The 16,472-nt window shown below is 70.2% G+C and carries 13 protein-coding genes; 5 read left to right on the top strand and 8 right to left on the bottom strand.

Annotation, left to right across the window (positions count from 1 at the left end; all coding sequences use genetic code 11):
• Nucleotides 1–62: 62 nt before the first annotated feature.
• On the bottom strand, nucleotides 63–1,838 hold the full coding sequence (locus SGA01_RS06200; protein ID WP_141294091.1) for a S9 family peptidase: 1,776 nt from the start codon (nucleotides 1,836–1,838) through the stop codon (nucleotides 63–65).
• A complete protein-coding gene (locus SGA01_RS06195) occupies nucleotides 1,835–3,160 on the bottom strand; it encodes a M20/M25/M40 family metallo-hydrolase (RefSeq protein ID WP_218037816.1) in 1,326 nt (441 codons plus the stop codon). Before SGA01_RS06195 ends, SGA01_RS06200 begins: the two co-directional genes overlap by 4 nt.
• Nucleotides 3,161–3,242: 82 nt before the next feature.
• Between SGA01_RS06195 and SGA01_RS06190 the strand changes: the two genes are divergently transcribed.
• The 5 genes from SGA01_RS06190 (at nucleotide 3,243) to SGA01_RS06170 (ending at nucleotide 7,894) form a co-directional block, all read left to right on the top strand.
• The gene (locus SGA01_RS06190; protein ID WP_141294087.1) at nucleotides 3,243–3,767 is read left to right on the top strand and encodes a winged helix-turn-helix domain-containing protein; all 525 of its coding nucleotides are present in this window, start codon (nucleotides 3,243–3,245) and stop codon (nucleotides 3,765–3,767) included.
• Between the two features lie 251 nt (nucleotides 3,768–4,018).
• Nucleotides 4,019–4,690: an SDR family oxidoreductase gene (locus SGA01_RS06185; RefSeq protein ID WP_141294085.1), complete on the top strand. Its 672-nt coding sequence runs from the start codon at nucleotides 4,019–4,021 to the stop codon at nucleotides 4,688–4,690.
• Nucleotides 4,691–4,983: 293 nt separating this feature from the next.
• A complete protein-coding gene (locus SGA01_RS06180; RefSeq protein ID WP_167534022.1) occupies nucleotides 4,984–6,375 on the top strand; it encodes a helix-turn-helix transcriptional regulator in 1,392 nt (463 codons plus the stop codon).
• Between the two features lie 29 nt (nucleotides 6,376–6,404).
• Complete coding sequence (locus SGA01_RS06175; protein ID WP_218037815.1) at nucleotides 6,405–7,223, top strand: class I SAM-dependent methyltransferase; 819 nt, start codon at nucleotides 6,405–6,407, stop codon at nucleotides 7,221–7,223.
• An 8-nt stretch (nucleotides 7,224–7,231) separates the two neighbouring features.
• The gene (locus SGA01_RS06170) at nucleotides 7,232–7,894 is read left to right on the top strand and encodes an O-methyltransferase (RefSeq protein WP_141294081.1); all 663 of its coding nucleotides are present in this window, start codon (nucleotides 7,232–7,234) and stop codon (nucleotides 7,892–7,894) included.
• A gap of 300 nt (nucleotides 7,895–8,194) precedes the next feature.
• Here the strand turns inward: SGA01_RS06170 and SGA01_RS06165 are convergent, their stop codons facing one another.
• The 6 genes from SGA01_RS06165 to SGA01_RS43050 form a co-directional block, all read right to left on the bottom strand.
• Nucleotides 8,195–9,286, bottom strand: coding sequence for an HAD-IIIC family phosphatase (locus tag SGA01_RS06165; RefSeq protein WP_218037814.1), 1,092 nt, complete (start codon nucleotides 9,284–9,286; stop codon nucleotides 8,195–8,197).
• Nucleotides 9,283–10,419: an acyl-CoA dehydrogenase family protein gene (locus tag SGA01_RS06160; RefSeq protein ID WP_141294079.1), complete on the bottom strand. Its 1,137-nt coding sequence runs from the start codon at nucleotides 10,417–10,419 to the stop codon at nucleotides 9,283–9,285. Before SGA01_RS06160 ends, SGA01_RS06165 begins: the two co-directional genes overlap by 4 nt.
• Entirely contained in the window at nucleotides 10,412–10,708 is a 297-nt protein-coding gene (locus SGA01_RS06155; RefSeq protein ID WP_141294077.1) for an acyl carrier protein, read from the bottom strand. Before SGA01_RS06155 ends, SGA01_RS06160 begins: the two co-directional genes overlap by 8 nt.
• Nucleotides 10,705–11,559 carry a 3-hydroxyacyl-CoA dehydrogenase family protein gene (locus SGA01_RS06150; RefSeq protein ID WP_141294075.1) on the bottom strand — a complete coding sequence of 285 codons (855 nt, stop codon included), beginning with the start codon at nucleotides 11,557–11,559 and terminating at the stop codon, nucleotides 10,705–10,707. Before SGA01_RS06150 ends, SGA01_RS06155 begins: the two co-directional genes overlap by 4 nt.
• Nucleotides 11,544–14,030, bottom strand: coding sequence for a type I polyketide synthase (locus SGA01_RS06145; protein ID WP_167534021.1), 2,487 nt, complete (start codon nucleotides 14,028–14,030; stop codon nucleotides 11,544–11,546). Before SGA01_RS06145 ends, SGA01_RS06150 begins: the two co-directional genes overlap by 16 nt.
• A gap of 73 nt (nucleotides 14,031–14,103) precedes the next feature.
• Nucleotides 14,104–16,461: a MupA/Atu3671 family FMN-dependent luciferase-like monooxygenase gene (locus SGA01_RS43050; protein WP_443098356.1), complete on the bottom strand. Its 2,358-nt coding sequence runs from the start codon at nucleotides 16,459–16,461 to the stop codon at nucleotides 14,104–14,106.
• Nucleotides 16,462–16,472: the final 11 nt, after the last annotated feature.

Genomic DNA, 16,472 nt, shown 5'->3' with positions numbered 1-16,472 from the left:
GGGTGCAAGACGGGCCGGTGGCGTACGGCGGCTGAGGCGGCGCGGTGCCGGGCGCGGTCTGTCTACTGGTGTTCGGTGGTCGTTTTCGCGTCGTCCGGACGCGGCTCGAGGTGATCGCGGAACCACTGCACGAAAGCGGCGTCGAGTTCGTCGCGTTCCTCTCGGTCGTCCGGAAGGTGACCGCGGGAAAGGCGGATGAACCGCACGGTCTTGCCCAGGTCGGTCAGCGTCTCGTACAGCTGCTCGGTGCCGTTGATGACGACGGTGGTGTCACCTTCCGCATGGGCCAGCAGCAGCGGCGCCCGGACGTCCGCCGCATGGGTCAGCGGGCTCGCTGCCTTCAGCCTCGCCAGGTCCTCCGGGTCGTCGACGTCCCCTATCCACTCCACGACCCGTCGGCTCCATGTCGGCGGCAGGGCGCGGACGTCGGATTCGAGGTCCGCCGGCCCGCAGATCGCGACACCGGCCCGCCAGTGCTGCGGCAGCCTTGTCAGGCAGCTGAGCGCCGCGAACCCGCCGTAGGACATCCCGTGGACACCGAGCCGGTCGCCGTCCACCCAGTCCAGGCTTCGCAGGAACCGTGCGGCGGCGTCGAAATCGGCCAGGTCGCCGCCTCCCCAGTCCCGGTAGATCAGCCGCTGATAGGCCAGCCCCCGTCCGGTCGACCCGCGCACGTTCGGCGCCAGCACGGCGATTCCGGCTCGTACCAGCCGCTGGATCAAAGGGTCGTGGACCGGCAGCGCGGCCCACTCCGGACCGCCGTGGATGGTCAGCACCGCGGGGACGGGACCGGCCGCCGAACGCGGGCGGTACAGCAGCCCGGATATTTCCAGCCCGTCCGCCGCGGTGAACCAGACCGTTTCCGGCACGACGAGGTCGTCCGGCAGCCCGTCGCCGAAGTCGGTGAGTCGGGTCGACTCGCCGGATGCCAGGTCCACCAGGAAGTAGTCGGTCGCCCGGTCGCCGGCGCCGACCTGTACGAGCATGCGGTCTCCGGCGAACCGCGGGACGAAGCCGTCGTAGCCGAACGGCTGGGAGGCGAATCCGGGCAGTTCGACCTCGCTCTGCGGCGTGCACAGCACGGTGCGCTGGTCGCGGGGCAGAGCCCAGACGACCTGCGGGCCCACGATCACGTTCTCCACGTCGGCATCCGGCGTGGCGATCCACTGCAACGGCCGGCCGGGCACGAGCAGGGCGACACCGAGGAAGTCACGGCCCTCGGTGGTGCACACGTAGATCCCGTCCTCGTTCCACCCGCCCGGCTGGTACTTCGCCGGGCCCTCGTGCGGGGTGAGGTGCTCGGTCAGGCCGGTCGCGAGATCGCAGGCGTACAGGTCCTGGTCGGTGTTCTGATGGAACTTCAGGACGAGCAGGTATCTGGAGTCGGGTGAGAAACAGATCGGCACGTACCGGTCGTCGCCCTCCATGACCATCCTGGACTCGCCGGTCGCCAGGTCCCGCACGTAGACGTCGAGACAGGTGACGTCGCGCGCGCTGGTCGCGTACGCGAGCAGGCGGCCGTCCGGGCTGTACGGCTGGCTCCCGCTCGAGTACGGCACGCCTATCTCGCGCCGCACACCGGGTTCCGCCGCCAGCCACTCCACTTCACCGTTGACCGGATCGAGTTCGGCCAGCCGGTAGTCCTGGCCGCCGGTCACGTCCGTCACGACGAGCAGGCGTGTCTCGTCGGGCCGCCACGCCAGCCGGGTGACCGCACCGTCGATCGGGAGTATCCGCCGCTCCCCCGCCCAGGTCTGGAACCACGGCTGCGGCCGGCCGGACTCGTCACTGATGCAGGCGAAGCCGTCCTTCGCGGGCCAAGCTCCCCAGACGGTCATGAGCGGGCCGCCAGTGCGAGCTGGATCATCGCCGCGGTGACGACCCCACCGAGGAACAGGTCGAGGTCGAGGTTCTCGTCGGCCGCGTGGTTGGCCTCGTCGACGTTGGCCAACGGCACGCCGTAACAGGGGCAGGAGAGCCCGTCGCTGAGCACGGCCATCGGCAGGCTTCCGCCGAGCATGGGAACCAGCAGCGGCCGTTGTCCGATCCCGTCCTCGACCGCCTGGAGGATCGTTGCCGTGTAAGGGGTCTCGGGTAACGTCGTGGACGGTGTCATGGCCGCGCCGGGCACGAACTCGACGTCGGGGGCGTACTTCGCGACGTGCCGCCGGATGGCGTCGGCGACCTGCTCCGGTGTCTGGCCACCGACCAGCCGGGCCTCGCATCGGGCAATGGCGACGTCAGGGATCACCGCGCGGTGGTCGCCGGAATCCTCGCAGCTCAGCGAGTTCACGGTCAGCGTGGGCGTGGCCAGGCGTTCATGGAATCCCAGCCCGGCCGGTGGCTCCATGCCCGCCGCCCCGATCTCCTCGAGCGTTCCGGCCACGTCCACCGGAAGGTCCGCCAGCGCGGCACGCTGACCGTCGGTCAGCGGCGCGACACCGTCGGCGAAGCCGGGCACGGTCACGGTCCCGTCCGCCGTCCGCATGGTGGCCAGCAACTGCACCAGCGTCCACGCCGGATTCGGCGCGACTCCACCCCAGTTCCCCGAGTGCAACGGCCGGTTCGCGCCCCGCGCACGCAGTTCGAACATCAGGATTCCGCGCACGCCGAGGACCACGCACGCCCGGCCCGAGTCGTGCACGGGCCCGTCGCTCCAGATCACCAGGTCGGGCTGACCGACCTGGCGTACGGCCTTGGCCAGGTTGGGGCTGCCGATCTCCTCCTCGCCGTCGAGCAGCACCGTGACACGGCAGGGGAATCCGCCGGTCAGGTCCCGCAGGGCACGCAGCCCCAGCAGCTGCGCGAGGTGCTGCCCCTTGTTGTCGCCCGTACCGCGCCCGTACATCCGGCCGTCACGGATCGACGGCACGAACGGCGGCGTCGTCCACAGTTCGAGCGGCCCGGCCGGCTGCACGTCGTAGTGACCGTAGATCAGCACGTGCGGCCCGGGCCCGTCCGCCGTCCCCACCAGCGCGGGCCAGCCACCGGTCTCGACTTCGCGCGCCTGCAGACCCGAGGCGCGCAGCAGCCGAAGACCATGGGCCGCTGCCTCGACCATGCCCTCGCCGGTCCGGCTCACGCTCGGCTGGGAGATCCAGTCCGCCAGCTCACCAGCCAAGTCCTGGGAATCCACCCAGTCTCGGAGCTGCTCGATCACAGAGCCTCCAACCGATTGCACAGAATGAAATCGATAGCAGTCAAGCAAACCAGGGCCGGCTTGGCAAGGTACAGTCCGGGATGTGGAAGCGACGATCGAAGACCTCAAAGCACTTGGGCACCCGCTCCGTTGGCGCATCCTGCGGCTGTGCCTGGACCGCGCCTTCACCAACAAGGAGCTGTCGGTCGAACTCGACATCGCTCCCGCCACCACCCTGCGCCACGTCCGCGCCCTGGTGAAGGCGAACTTCCTGGTCGCCGAACCGGTGGTCACCGGTGAGCACGGCGCGCTGCAACGGCCCTACCGCGCGACGGCACGCACCCGGGGCCTGATCATCCCGCCCGACGACTCCGGTCTGGCCCAGAGGGTCGACCTGGCCGTGCTCGGCGCGCACCGCACCGAGCTGATCGCCGCGGGCAAGGACTCCGGCCGCGGCGCCAAGCGGGGCGTACTGCGGTTGCGGCCCGAGTCCGTGGAGTCGCTGCACCGCCGGATCGAGGAACTGATCGCCGAGTACGCCGACGAACCCGACGGTGAGCCGCTGAGCTACCTGTGGTCACTCGCCGCCCGGCCCCAAATCGACTCCGACGCCCGGGAGGGCGGCTGAGACGCGATTGACCGATAGGCGAGACCGATGCTTGACTCATTCCTCATTCGAGTGAGGTACTTGGGGCCGTCGCGGCGGCCGGCAGGGCGATGGCATAACTTGCTTGGCCGAACCTTTACGTCAATAACCGGGCCGGGCAAGTCGCCGGAACCTATCATTCGGCACGGCGCAGAATCAGCGGGGTAGCTTTCCACGCCCGCAGCACCGAATCCGGGGAAACCCGAAGCACCGAATCCGGAAAAGGACATCGAATGAAAATCGTCATCGCCGGCGGCCACGGCAAGATCGCCCTGCGGTTAACCCGGCGCCTCGCCGAACGCGGCGAATCCGTCGTCGGCATCGTGCGCAACCCCCGCCACGTCGACGACGTCAGGAGGGCGGGCGGGGAGGCCGTCGTGCTCGATCTCGAACACGCGACGGTGGACGAGGTGGCCGCGGCCCTGGTCGGCGCGGACGCTGTCGTCTTCTCGGCCGGCTCGGGCAACAGCGCCACCGCCGCACGCCGGGACAAGATGGACCGGGCCGCTGTCGTGCTCGTCATGGACGCGGCCGAACAGGCCGGTGTGCGACGGTTCCTGCACGTCAGCTCGATCAACGTGGGCAGTGCCGACGAGCGCGGCATCGGCGAGGGGTACACCGTCTACCTGCGGGCCAAGCGCGCCGCCGAAGAGCACATCTTCACCCGGGACAACCTCGACTGGACGGTACTGCGGCCGGGCGTGCTCACCGACGGCGCCGGAGACGGCACCGTCGAACTCACCGCCGGGGACAGGGTCGGGCCGCGGAACGCCAGGTTCGACCAGGTCGCCAGGGAAGACGTCGCCGCCGTGCTCGTGGCGCTCATCGACCGGCCCGAGACCGCCGGCCGCATCTACGTGGTGATCGGCGGCGGGACCCCCATCGAAAAGGCCGTCGAGGTCTAGGACACGTCCCTCGGACGGTCGTACGACCCGGGAGCGATGGGGATTCCCTGCACCGCCGCAGGGATTTCGTGAACACTGGTCGTAGTTCGGGCGTCCCGAGTCGGATACAGCTCCTGAGCGATCGATTCGGGACGCCGTCACGAATGGTGACGTCATTCACTCACGCACGGTCCGATTCCGGACAGTGGGATCAGCACGAAGGGTTTCCGTTTACGACTCGGGGGGGGTTATTTGTTGTGCAGTCAATAACCAAGGCAAGACTGGCGGCTCGAGCGGGTGTCGTGATCGTCGGCATGAGCGCCGTCGGCACGGCTCCGGCAAACGAATCGGCCGAACGCCGATTATCCAACGCAACAACCGAACGCCGATTATATTCCGTCGCGGTGACCGACCCGCCGCCCCACCAGCCGTCAGGCAACGCCCCGGCCGATCGATGTACCCACTGGGCGGTGACCGCGGCGGCCATCCCGTTCTGGGGAGCGGGTGATGCCGGGGCCGCGCCCCCGGGGCAGAGCGATGTCGGCAGCCCGGTGGCCGAGGCGCACTGGGCCGGCTTGCTGCTCCTGGACGGCTGTACCCACGCGGCACCGGCCGCACACGAGGAAGTATCGGGCGACCTGCACGTGCCCGACGGGGCGATCCGGCCGGCGGTGACCACCGTGGTCGTCGCGACCAGCCCGGACGACTGGTTCGACCAGGCGTCGGCGGCCCTCGGCCGGGCCGACCCGGGCCGGCCCTGGTTCGCCGAGATCGGCTACGCGCACTGCTTCGCACTGCTGATGGCCGGCCAGGTGCAGCACGCAGGCCGCATGGCCGAGAACGGGTACCGGGACGAGGCGGCCGCCGGAAACACCGCGATGGCCGACGGCTGGTTGGCGCTGCGCGGCCAGGTCGCCAACGTGGCCACCGCCATCGCCGAAGCGGAGAGCGCCTCGCGCCTCTTCGACGGCGGCAACTCACGCCTCATGCTGGCGCCCCGCCTGGCCGAACTCGCCGTGTTCGGCGATCAGGCCGGCACACCACAGACCCGGCAGCCCGCCGACCGGGCACCCGAGAGCCGCCTGTTCCTCCCGTGGTCGACATTGAGCCAAGCGTGGACCACGGCGGCGGGCGGAGACACCACTCGCGCCGCCAGGCAGGCACTCTCCGCGGCCGACATCGCCAGGGCCCTGGGCCAGGACGCCGTCGAAGCCACCGCAAGCTACGACGTGGCCCGTCTCGGCAACCCCCAGGCTGTACGGCACCGCCTGGCCGCGCTCACCGACCGGGTGCCAGGGCCGGTCGTGCCCGCCATGGCCGACGCCGCGGCCGCCTTGGCCCGCTCCGATGCCGGAGCTCTGGACGTCGCCACGGTGACGTTCACCGAACTCGGGATGGAGCTGCTCGCCGCGGAGACCGCCACAGCCGCGGCCGCACTGCGACACACGTCCCGACCCCCCGATGCCGTCGCGTGTCCGACCGCGACGACCCCGCTCCTGCAGCTCACCGCCCCGCTGGCCGAACTCACCAGCCGCGAGCGGGACGTGGCGCTGCTGGCCGCCAACGGATCCACCAGCCCCGCCATCGGACAACGGCTGGGGTTGTCCGCCCGCACCGTCGACAACTACCTGGGCCGCGCCTACCAGAAGCTCGGGGTGACCAGCCGCCGCGATCTGGCTCCGCTGGTCGTCGGCGACCGTCCGTAACCGCCCATCCACGCCGAAGGGAAACAGCAATGACCTCCATGAGCGACATCGACAAGATCTCGGCCAACCGAGAAGGCTTCAACCTGCGAGCACGAGCGCATATGCAGTCCTCGTACTACGACGTGGACAGGTTCAAGCAGGGGCACAACATGCTGCGCAGGCTGGAACAGGAGGAGCTGGGCGACGTCCGCGGCAAGTCCCTTCTGGAACTGCAGTGTCACATAGGCGTCAACTCGCTCTCCCTCGCCCGCATGGGCGCACAGGTCACCGGCACCGACATATCCGACGAGGCGATCGACATCGCTCGCGGGCTCGCCGAGGACCTCGCCCTCGACGCCAGTTTCGTCCAGGCGAACCTCTACGACTTACCGAAGGTGCTCGACGGCGAGTTCGACATGGTGTTCACCGGATACGGCACCCTCTCGTTCCTGCCCGACATCGACGCCTGGGCCAAGGTGGCGGCGCAGTACGTCAAGCCCGGCGGCACGCTCACGGTCGTGGAGATCCACCCGATGCTCACCCTCTTCGGCGACGTCGACGGGGAACTGCGGGTGGCCCGCTCGCTGTTCCAGAACCGGGACGTGCACCACGAGATGTCCGCGACCTACGCCGACCGGATCGCCGACGAGGTGGAGGTGGAGACGCACAGCATCTACGGCTGGCGGTGGAGCGTGGAGGAGGTCCTGAACGCGCTCATAGGCGCCGGCCTGACCATCGAGCGCATCCGCGAGGTTCCCTACGACGCACGGCAGCGGCTCCCGTTGATGGTGCCCGACGGCGACCACAACTGGCGGATTCCGGGCGACCCGATCCCGCTGTCGTTCTCCTGCACCGCCCGGCGGCGGTGAGCGCCGGCATGGCAGACCAGATTCTGGCGACACCGGAGATCCGCGAGTACGTGCGCTCCGTGTCCTCGCGAGAGGATCCGATCCTGGCCGAACTCCGGGCGCAGACCGCGGGGTTGCCGGGTGGTGCGGCCATGCAGGTCATGGCCGAGGAGGGCCAGCTCCTTGCGCTCCTCGTCGGTCTGACCGGCGCCCGATCGGTGCTGGAGATCGGCACCTTCACCGGCTACAGCACGCTGTGCATGGCGCGTGCGCTGCCACCGGGCGGCACGGTCGTCACCCTTGACCTCCAAGGGCGGTGGCCGGCGATCGGCGCCGACTACTGGCGGCGCGCCGAAGTCGACGACCGCATCGACGTGCGCATCGGTGACGCGACACAGACGCTCGTCGCCCTCGCGGACGAGCGGGGCGGTGAGAGCTTCGACCTCGTGTTCATCGACGCGGACAAGGCCAACTACGGGACGTACTACGAGGCCGCGCTCAACCTCGTGCGTCCGGAAGGGCTGATCGTCATCGACAACACGCTCTTCTTCGGCCGAGTGGTCGACCCGGACAGCAATGACCCGGACACCGCCGCGGTCCGTGCGCTCAACGCATCGCTCCGCGACGATCCGCGCGTGGACGTCTCGATGCTCACGATGGCCGACGGAATCACGCTCGCCCGGAAGAAGTGACGTAGCGGGATCCGACGAACACAGGAGTCCTCCGACAGCCGGTCGGAGGACTCCTTCGTGCTTGGCCCCGGCGCCGCAGGGTTCGCGCTGTGCACCCGGCGTGGCAGAACTCCGGGCCCGGACCGCGGGGTTGCCGACCCTCCTCGGCCAGGCGGGTCATGGCCGAGGAGGGTCGGCTGCCGGCGGCGCGCCGAAGTCGCCGAACGCAGTGAGCGCATCGACGTGCGCATCGGTGGCGCAACGCGAAACGCCCGCCGCCCCCGCAGAGGAGCGGGGGCGGCGAGCGTTCGGTCTCAGGGATCAGGCCGCGGCCAGGGGAACGGCGGTGAGACGCAGTGTCCCGGGCGCCGGCCTCGGTGCCGGTGTGATGTGCAGTCGCTGCGTCTGCCCGCTGTCCGGCGGCAGTTCGGCCAGGCAGGTGCAGAGCTCGTCGGTGAACCCGGCGAACCGGTACGCGACTTCCATGATCCGGTTGCGTGTGGTCGGCCGGAAGTCCGCCACGAGGTGGGCACCGGCCGTCGCCGCCTCGTTGACCAGCCAGTTCAACACGGTGGCGCCGGCACCGAACGAGACGACCCGGCACGAGGTGGCCAGGAGCTTGAGGTGCCACACCGCCGGTCCGGTCTCCACCAGCGCGACACCGACGGCGCCGTGCGACCCGAAACGGTCGCTCATCGTCACCGCGAGGATCTCGTGGCGTGCGTCGTCCAGGAGCGCGCGCAGGTCGGCATCGGAGTAGTGGACACCGGTCGCGTTCATCTGGCTCGTGCGCAGAGTCAGCTCTTCCATCCGCGACAGGTCACTCGCGGTGGCTCGGCTGATCTCCATCTCGAGGTCCAGCGAGAGCAGGAACTCCTCCGACGGGCCGCCGAACGACTCCTGCTCGCTCTCGCGGCGTACGTTCGCCTGGTACATCTGGCGGCGGCGGCGCGAGTCCGCCGTCACCGTCGCCGGGGTGAACTCGGGAAGCGTCAGCAACTCGGTCGCGGACTCGGCCGGGTAGCAGCGCACCTGCGGCAGATGGAACTGCACCTCGGCGCGTTCCGCCGGCTGGTCGTCGATGAAGGCGACCGTGTGGTGGGCGAACTTCAGTTCGTCGGCGATCTCCCGTACCGACGTCGACTTCGGGCCCCATCCGATCTTGGCGAGGACGAAGTACTCGGCGACACCGAGCTCCTCAAGGCGCTGCCAGGCGGGGTCGTGGTCGTTCTTGCTGGAGACGGCCTGCAGGATGCCGCGGGAGTCGAGGCCCACGATCGTCTCGCGGATCAGGTCGTCGACGACGACGTCGTCGCCCTCGAGCAGGGTGCCTTTCCACAGCGTGTTGTCCAGGTCCCAGACGACACATTTGACGGTGCTGACGGGTTCGTTGGGTGGCAATGGTCCGCTCACTGCGCCTCCTCCTGCCGGACGCTACTGTTCCCGGTCGCCAGGGCGTGTCTGGCGAGTTCGAGCTGGCATATCTCGCTGCTGCCCTCGATGATCTCCATCAGCTTCGCGTCCCGGTTGGCGCGGGCGACCACATGGCCGTCCGAGGCGCCCGCCGAGGCCATGACCTGCAGCGCTGACGCGCTCCCCTGCACGGCCTGGGTCGCGCTGACGTGCTTGGCGAGGACGGTGGCGATCACTTGGTCGGGCGAGCCCGAATCCCAGCGCTCGCTGGCGTGCCGGCACACCGCGGTGGCTATCTGCTCGGCGGCGTAGAGCTCGGCGATCCTGCGGGAGACCAGCTGGTGCTCCGCAAGCGGTTTGCCGAACTGCTGCCGTGTTCGGGCGTGTTCGGTCACCGCGTCGAGGCAGCCGCGCAGGATGCCGACGCAGCCCCACGCCACCGACATCCGGCCGTAGGCCAGGGCCGTGGTCACCAGGAACGGCAGGGACAGTCCGGTGCCGCCGAGGACGTTCGCGGCCGGTACGCGTACGCCGTCCAGCCGCACCCGGGCGTGCCCTGCCGCCCGGCAGCCGGTCGGGTGCGGGATCTTCTCGATCCGGACCCCTTCGGCGTCGGCCGGCACGACGACCGCCGCCGCGTTGTCGCCCGCCTTCCCGATGACGACGATCATGTCGGCGTAGGCCGCCGCGGTGATCCACGTCTTGCTGCCGTCGACGATCACCGTGTCGTCGACGAAACGCAGCTCGGTGGTCATCGCACCGAGGTCGCTGCCGGCGTCCGGTTCGCTGAAGGCGACGGCCGCGAGCCGGCCGCCGATCAGCTGCGGCAGGAACATGGCCCGCTGGTCACGGGTGCCGAGGCGTTGCACGGTCCACGCCGCCATGCCCTGCGAGGTCATCACACTGCGCAGGGAGCTGCAGAGGCTCCCTGCGTGGGCGGTGAGGGCCCCGCTCTCCTGGCTGCCCAGGCCGAGTCCGCCGTATTGTTTCTGCACTTCGGCACAGAGCACGCCGGAGGCGCCGAGTTCGGTCAGGACGGTTCGTGGGATCTCGCCGGCGATGTCCCACGCGCCGGCGTTGTCGCCGACGAAACGCCAGATGTCCTGGTGCTCTGCGGAGAGTCCGTCAGACATCGCTGTCTGCGGCAGCGTCTGCCTGGAGTCGCCCGACGAGCGCGGCCATGCTCTTGACCGTGCGGAAGTTGGACAGCTGCAGGTCCGGTCCGGCAACCGTCACGGAGTAGGCCTGTTCCAGGAACACGACCAGCTGCATGGCGAACATGGAGTTGGCGACCCCGGTGGCGAAGAGGTCCTGGTCCGCCTCGGGGCTGGTCCGGGTCTGCTTGGCCACGAACCTGGTGATCTCGTCGACGACGGCGTCCGTGTCGAAGGGCGCCTTCTCGGTCTGCTGTTCCGGGGTCATGACTGTGCCTCACTGTAGTTGTAGAAGCCACGGCCGCTCTTTCGGCCGAGCTCGCCAAGCCGAACCTTCTCGAGGAGAAGCTCACTGGGACGGCACCGCTCGTCTCCGGTCCGTTCGTACAGCGCTTCCAGCGCGTCGACGAGGTTGTCGATGCCGATCAGGTCCGCCGTGCGCAGCGGTCCGGTGGGATGGCCGAGACAGCCCTGCATCAGGGTGTCCACGTCCTCGACGGTGGCGGTGCCGGCGCTGACGACCTGCGCGGCATCGTTGATCATGGGGTGCAGGAGCCGGCTGGTCACGAAGCCGGGCGCGTCACGGACCACCACCGGTCGCCGACCGATCCGGGTCAGCAGCGAGAGCACCGACTCGACGGTCTTGTCCGCCGTCTGCGGGCCGCGGATCACCTCGACCATCGAGATGAGGTACGCGGGGTTCATGAAGTGCGTCCCGATGAGGTCGCCGGGGGACTTCACCCATGTGGCCATTTCGTCGATCGGTATGCCGGAGGTGTTGGAGATCAGGGGGGTTCCGGGTCGGACCAGGGCCGAGACGGCGGCGAGTACTTCCGCCTTCTTCTCGGGCAGTTCGGTGACCGCCTCGATGACCACCGCCGCGTCCGCGATGTCGTTCAGCGAGAGGGTGGTGCGCAGTTCCGCCGGGGTGGTTCCGGCCGGCAGGGAGCCTGTCAGTTGTGCGTGCCGCAGGCCGTTGGCGACTGCCGTGGCGGCGCGTTCCAGCACGTCTTCGTCGACGTCCACCAGTACGACGGGCAGTCCGTGCCCGACGACGAGCGTCGAGATCCCGGTGCCCATGACGCCCGCGCCTACGATGGCGATCAGTGGCTCGTCCATGACGCCTCCTCCAGTCCCAGGGGTTCGTAACTGCCGGAGTCGGGGCCGATCCAGTAGCGGGTGCGCTGGAAGGGGTAGCCCGGCAGGGATACTCGCCGCGGTCGTGACGTGCCGCGGAAGGCGTGCCAGTCGATGTCCACGGTGGACTGCCACAGCGTGCCGACGGCGTCGAGCAGGGCGGCGAGGTCGGTTCGGGTCCCGTCGGCGGGTGCGAGCGACGGCAGTGCCACCAGTCGCTTCGCCGTCTCCTGCCGCGCGACGGTCTCGGTCAGTGTGCTGCCCGGTCCGACCTCCAGCAGGATGCGGCCGGGCTCGTCGGCCAGTTCCCGCAGGCCGTCGGTGAACCGGGCGGGTTCGCGCAGGTGGCGGGCCCAGTGGGTCGGGTCCACGGCGTCCTCGGGGTCGATCCAGGTTCCGGTGGCCGCGGAGATGTAGGGCACCTGCGGGGGCTTGAGCTCGTAGCGCGCCACCTTGGCGGCGAACTCGGAGGCGTACGCGTCCGTCACCGTGCCCGTCGCGGTCCGGGAGTGGATCTCGGCGGAGGCGGCCGTGGCGTCGATGGCGTCGGCCAGGTCGATCACGCCGGCCAGGCAGGCTGCCACGTACTCGCCGTCGCCTTCGCCGATCATCGCGTCGGGGCGTACTCCCCACGACTGCCACAGCCGGGCGAGGGCCCACTGGAGGCTGAAGGCCGCGGTCGGCGCGCCGCGCGGGTCGTCCTGTCCCGGCTGCGGGCCGTCCCAGGTGGACGGGAAGAGCAGCCCGCGCAGGTCGTAGCCGAGCAGCGGCCGGGCCAGTTCGGCGCAGCGGTCCACCTCCTGGGCGAAGAGCGGTTCGCTGCGGTAGAGGGCCGCGGCGGCGTCCGGCCGGTGGGAGGCGCTGCCGGGGAACATGAAGACCACCTGGCGGGCGTCGATGTCGCCGGAGGTGTCCACGGTGCCGGGTCGGGCCAGCGTCCGGAGAGCGGCTGTGGCCTCGGCCCGGTCGCTGCACACCAGGTACCGGCGGACCGGGAACTCGCGTCGGCCGACCTGGAGGGTGTGGGCGACGTCGGCGAGGTCGAGGTCGTCCGGCCGGTCCAGGCGGTCGGCGAGGTTGCCCGCCGCCTCCGCCAGGGCCTTGCCGGTGCGTGCGGACAGCACGAGCAGGTGCCGGTCGCGTGGATTCGGTGCGGTGGCCTGCGGCGTGGGTGCTTCCTGGAGGACCACGTGCGCGTTGGTGCCGCCGACCGCGAAGGCGCTGACACCGGCTCTTCGGGGCGTCTCGGCGGGCTGCCAAGGACGGGCGGTGGTCGGGATGTAGAACGGTGTCCGGTCGAGCAGCAGGGCCGGATTGGGCGCGTCGTAGTTGATGCTGGGCGGGATCTCGGCGTGTTCGAGTGCCAGCACGGCCCTGGCGAAACCTGCTGCCCCTGCGGCGGCGTCCAGGTGGCCGATGTTGGCCTTCGTCGACCCGATCGCGCAGTATCCGCGTTCGCTGGTGTTGAAGGCCTTGGTGAGTCCGGCCAGTTCGATCGGGTCGCCGAGCGGGGTGCCGGTGCCGTGTGCCTCGATGTAGCCGATGCTCTCCGACGGCACGCCGGCCACCGTGTGGGCGGTGGCGATCACTTCGGCCTGTGCCTGCATGCTCGGGGCGTTGAACCCGAACTTCGCCGAGCCGTCGTTGTTGACCGCACTGCCGAGGATGAGCGCGCGGATGTTGTCGTTGTCCGCGAGCGCGTCGCTCAGCCTGCGCAGTGCCACGACCGTGACGCCGTATCCGGGGACGGTTCCGCTGGAAGCGGCGTCGAAGGGCCGGCAGTGTCCGTCGCGTGCGAAGATGCCGCCCGCGACCACCGGGTAGCCGCCGATCAGCGGGACCGGCAGCGCCACTCCTCCTGCCAGTGCCATGTCGCACTCGTGGCCCAGCAGCGCCTGGCAGGCGAGGTGGATGGCGACGAGTGACGTGGAGCATGCCGACTGCACCGTCATCGCGGGGCCGCGGAGATCGCACAGGTACGCGGCCCTGGTGGCGAGGAAGTCCTTGTCGTTGTAGGGGCGTGCGGAGAAGGCCGACAGCGATCCCCGGAACTCCGCGTTCGCCAGGAGGTTCAGCGGCAGGTACTTGTTGGCGAACTGGCCGGCGTAGACGCCCACGGCGCCGTCGAACCGCGACGGGTCGTGGCCGGTGTCCTCCAGGGCGTGCCAGACGGTTTCGGCGAAGATCCGCTGCTGCGGGTCGCTGATCTTCGCCTGCTCCTCGGTGTACCCGAAGAACTCCGCGTCGAAGTGGTCGGCGTCCTCGATGACCGCCGCGGCGGGCACGTAATCGGGGTGGGCGACCATTTCCGCCGGCCATCCGGCGTCGGCAAGTTGCTGGGGGCTGAACCTGGAGACCGACTCGACGCCGTCGCGCTGGTTGCGCCAGAACGCGTCGATGGTCGGGGCTCCGGGCAGCCGCCCGGCGAGGCCGACGACGGCGATCGGCTCCATCCCGTCTTCCATTCCGGTACTCACTCAAGTCCCCCATCGGCTCGATGCCGTATCGGTATGTTCGTTGGCACTGTCACGCCCCCGTCCTGCCCGCGCGCCGCGCGGCGGCCCGTCCGGCGACGCGGCGGGCGGTTCCTCGTGCGGCACCCGCGTCGACCGCCTCGTCGGGCCCTTCGGTCGGCTTGCGGTCCATGGCCTCGGCCAGTGCCCGGGCGGACGGGTATCGGAACATGTCCACCAGCGAGAGCCCGCTGTCGCGGTGCTCGAGCAGCCGGGCCCTGGCCACCACCACCAGCAGGGAGTTCCCGCCGAGGGCGAAGAAGCTGTCGTCCAGGCCCACCCGGTCCACGCCGAGTACGTCCCGCCACACGTCGGTGACCAGCCGTTCGGTCGCGTTCGTCGGCGGCGCGTACGCCGTCGTGCCCTCGGGTCGCGTGTCCGACAGGTCGGGCAGCGCCCTGCGGTCGACCTTCTTGTTCGGGGTCAACGGCATCGCATCGATCGGGTGGAGGGCGCTCGGCAGCATGTAGCCGGGCAGGCGTGCGGCGAGGAAGTCCCGCAGTTCGGCACCGGTGGCGGGCCGGTCGGTTGCCGGGACGTAGTAGCCGATGATGCGCTGTTCCGCGCCGGTGCCCCGGATGACCGCGACCGCCGAGCGGACTCCCGCGTGTTCGGCGAGTGCCGTCTCGATCTCACCGAGTTCGATGCGGTGGCCGTGGAGCTTGACCTGGTCGTCGAGCCGGCCGAGGAATTCGAGTGTGCCGTCGGGTGTCCAGCGGGCCAGGTCGCCCGTTCGGTAGACGCGTGCGCCGGGCCGGTCGGTGAACGGGTCGGGCAGGAAACGCTCGGCGGTCGTCTCGGTGCGGTTGAGGTAGCCGCGGACCACGCCGTCCCCGCCGAGCAGCAGCTCTCCGGGTACGCCCGTCGGGCACAGCCGTGTGTCGCGGTCGACCACGTAGGCCCGTACGTTCGCCAGTGGCCGCCCGATGGTCACCGGACCGCCGTCGGCGGCGATCCGGGACGTCGTGGCCCAGACCGCGGCCTCGGTCGGCCCGTACATGTTGTGGACCGTGCCTTCGACGGTCTCGGCGAGTTCGCGGGCCAGGTCGGCGGGGAGCGCTTCGCCGCCCACAAGGAGCCGGCTGAGGCGGGGCAGTTCGGCGCGCGTCTCCTGGTCCGCCAGCAGGGCGCGGGCCAGTGAGGGCGTGCACTGCAGGTGTGTCACCTCGTGCTCGCGCAGTTGCTGGGCGACCGGGTCCTCGGCCTTTGCCAGCGCGGCGTTCCTGCGCTCGTCGCTGATCTCCCGGACGGTCGTCAGATGGGTCAGGGCGTCGAGTGCCGCCTGGTCCTCGACGCCGAAGTCGATCAGGCAGGCGACCTCGTCGACGCCGGCGGCCTTCATCCGGTCGACCATGTCGGCGCAGACCTCGGGTGTGCCGAGCAGGCTGGCGGTGGCGAAGAACCGGTCGAAGGCCCGGTCGACCAGTTCCCGCAGTTCCCCGGGGGGCAGCGCCCTGAAGTCCTCGGCGCTGCCGGTGGTGGCGCCGAGCGAGGCGATCAGGTCGAAGGAGGTCTCCAGATAGCGGCTCATCGGTTCCCGGACCAGCTTCCGGACTTCGTCGATGTCCGGGCCGACGAACGTGTGCACCATGACCGCCACGTGACCGTCGCCGGGGTGCCCGTGCTCGCGCCAGGCCTTGCGGTACAGCGCGATCTTCTCGGCCAGTTCCTCCAGGCTGTGCCCGAGGAGGTGGGTGAGCACCCCGGTGCCGGCCTCGCCTGCCATCCGGAAGGTTTCCGGGTGCTTCGCGCTGGTCAGCCACACCGGCAGCTCCGGCTGGACGGGCCGGGGGTACACGCCGACCTCGACCTCGGCGCCGACGCCGTTGGACCGGGTCACCTTCTCGCCGCGCCACAGCTTTCGGACCTCCGCGAGGCCGTCCATCATCAGCTGCTTGCGCTTCTCGTACCGGTCCGGTGCGAGCGCGAAGTCGTTGGCGTGCCAACCGGACGCGAGGGAGATGCCGACCCGGCCGGCCGAGATGTTGTCCACGGCGGACCATTCCTCGGCCACCCGCAGCGGGTCGTGCAACGGCATCACCACACTGCCCGCGCGGACCTGGACCCGCTCGGTGGTCGCGGCGACGGCCGCGGCCATCACCGAGGGGTTCGGGTACAGACCGCCGAACTGGTGGAAGTGGCGTTCGGGGGTCCACACGGCGGTGAAGCCGTTGCGGTCGGCGAACTTCGCGCCCTCCAGCAGCAGGCGGTAGCGGTCGTCGGAGCTGGCTTCGGAGTCGCTGCCGAAGTAGAGGAGGCTGAAGTCGATGGGCCGGGCGCGGGCCTCGGCCGCCGCGGCCGATTCCGCGGCGGCCTGGACCGACGGCAGGGGCGGTTCGGCGCGCAGCACGATCCGGTGGCCGTGTGTCAGCGCCCACAGCA

The sequence above is a fragment of the Streptomyces gardneri genome (assembly GCF_006539185.1).
In the GTDB taxonomy this organism is placed as follows: domain Bacteria; phylum Actinomycetota; class Actinomycetes; order Streptomycetales; family Streptomycetaceae; genus Streptomyces; species Streptomyces gardneri.
The sequence above is the reverse complement of the archived record's forward strand: the minus strand, read 5'-3'. Positions and strand labels throughout refer to the sequence as shown.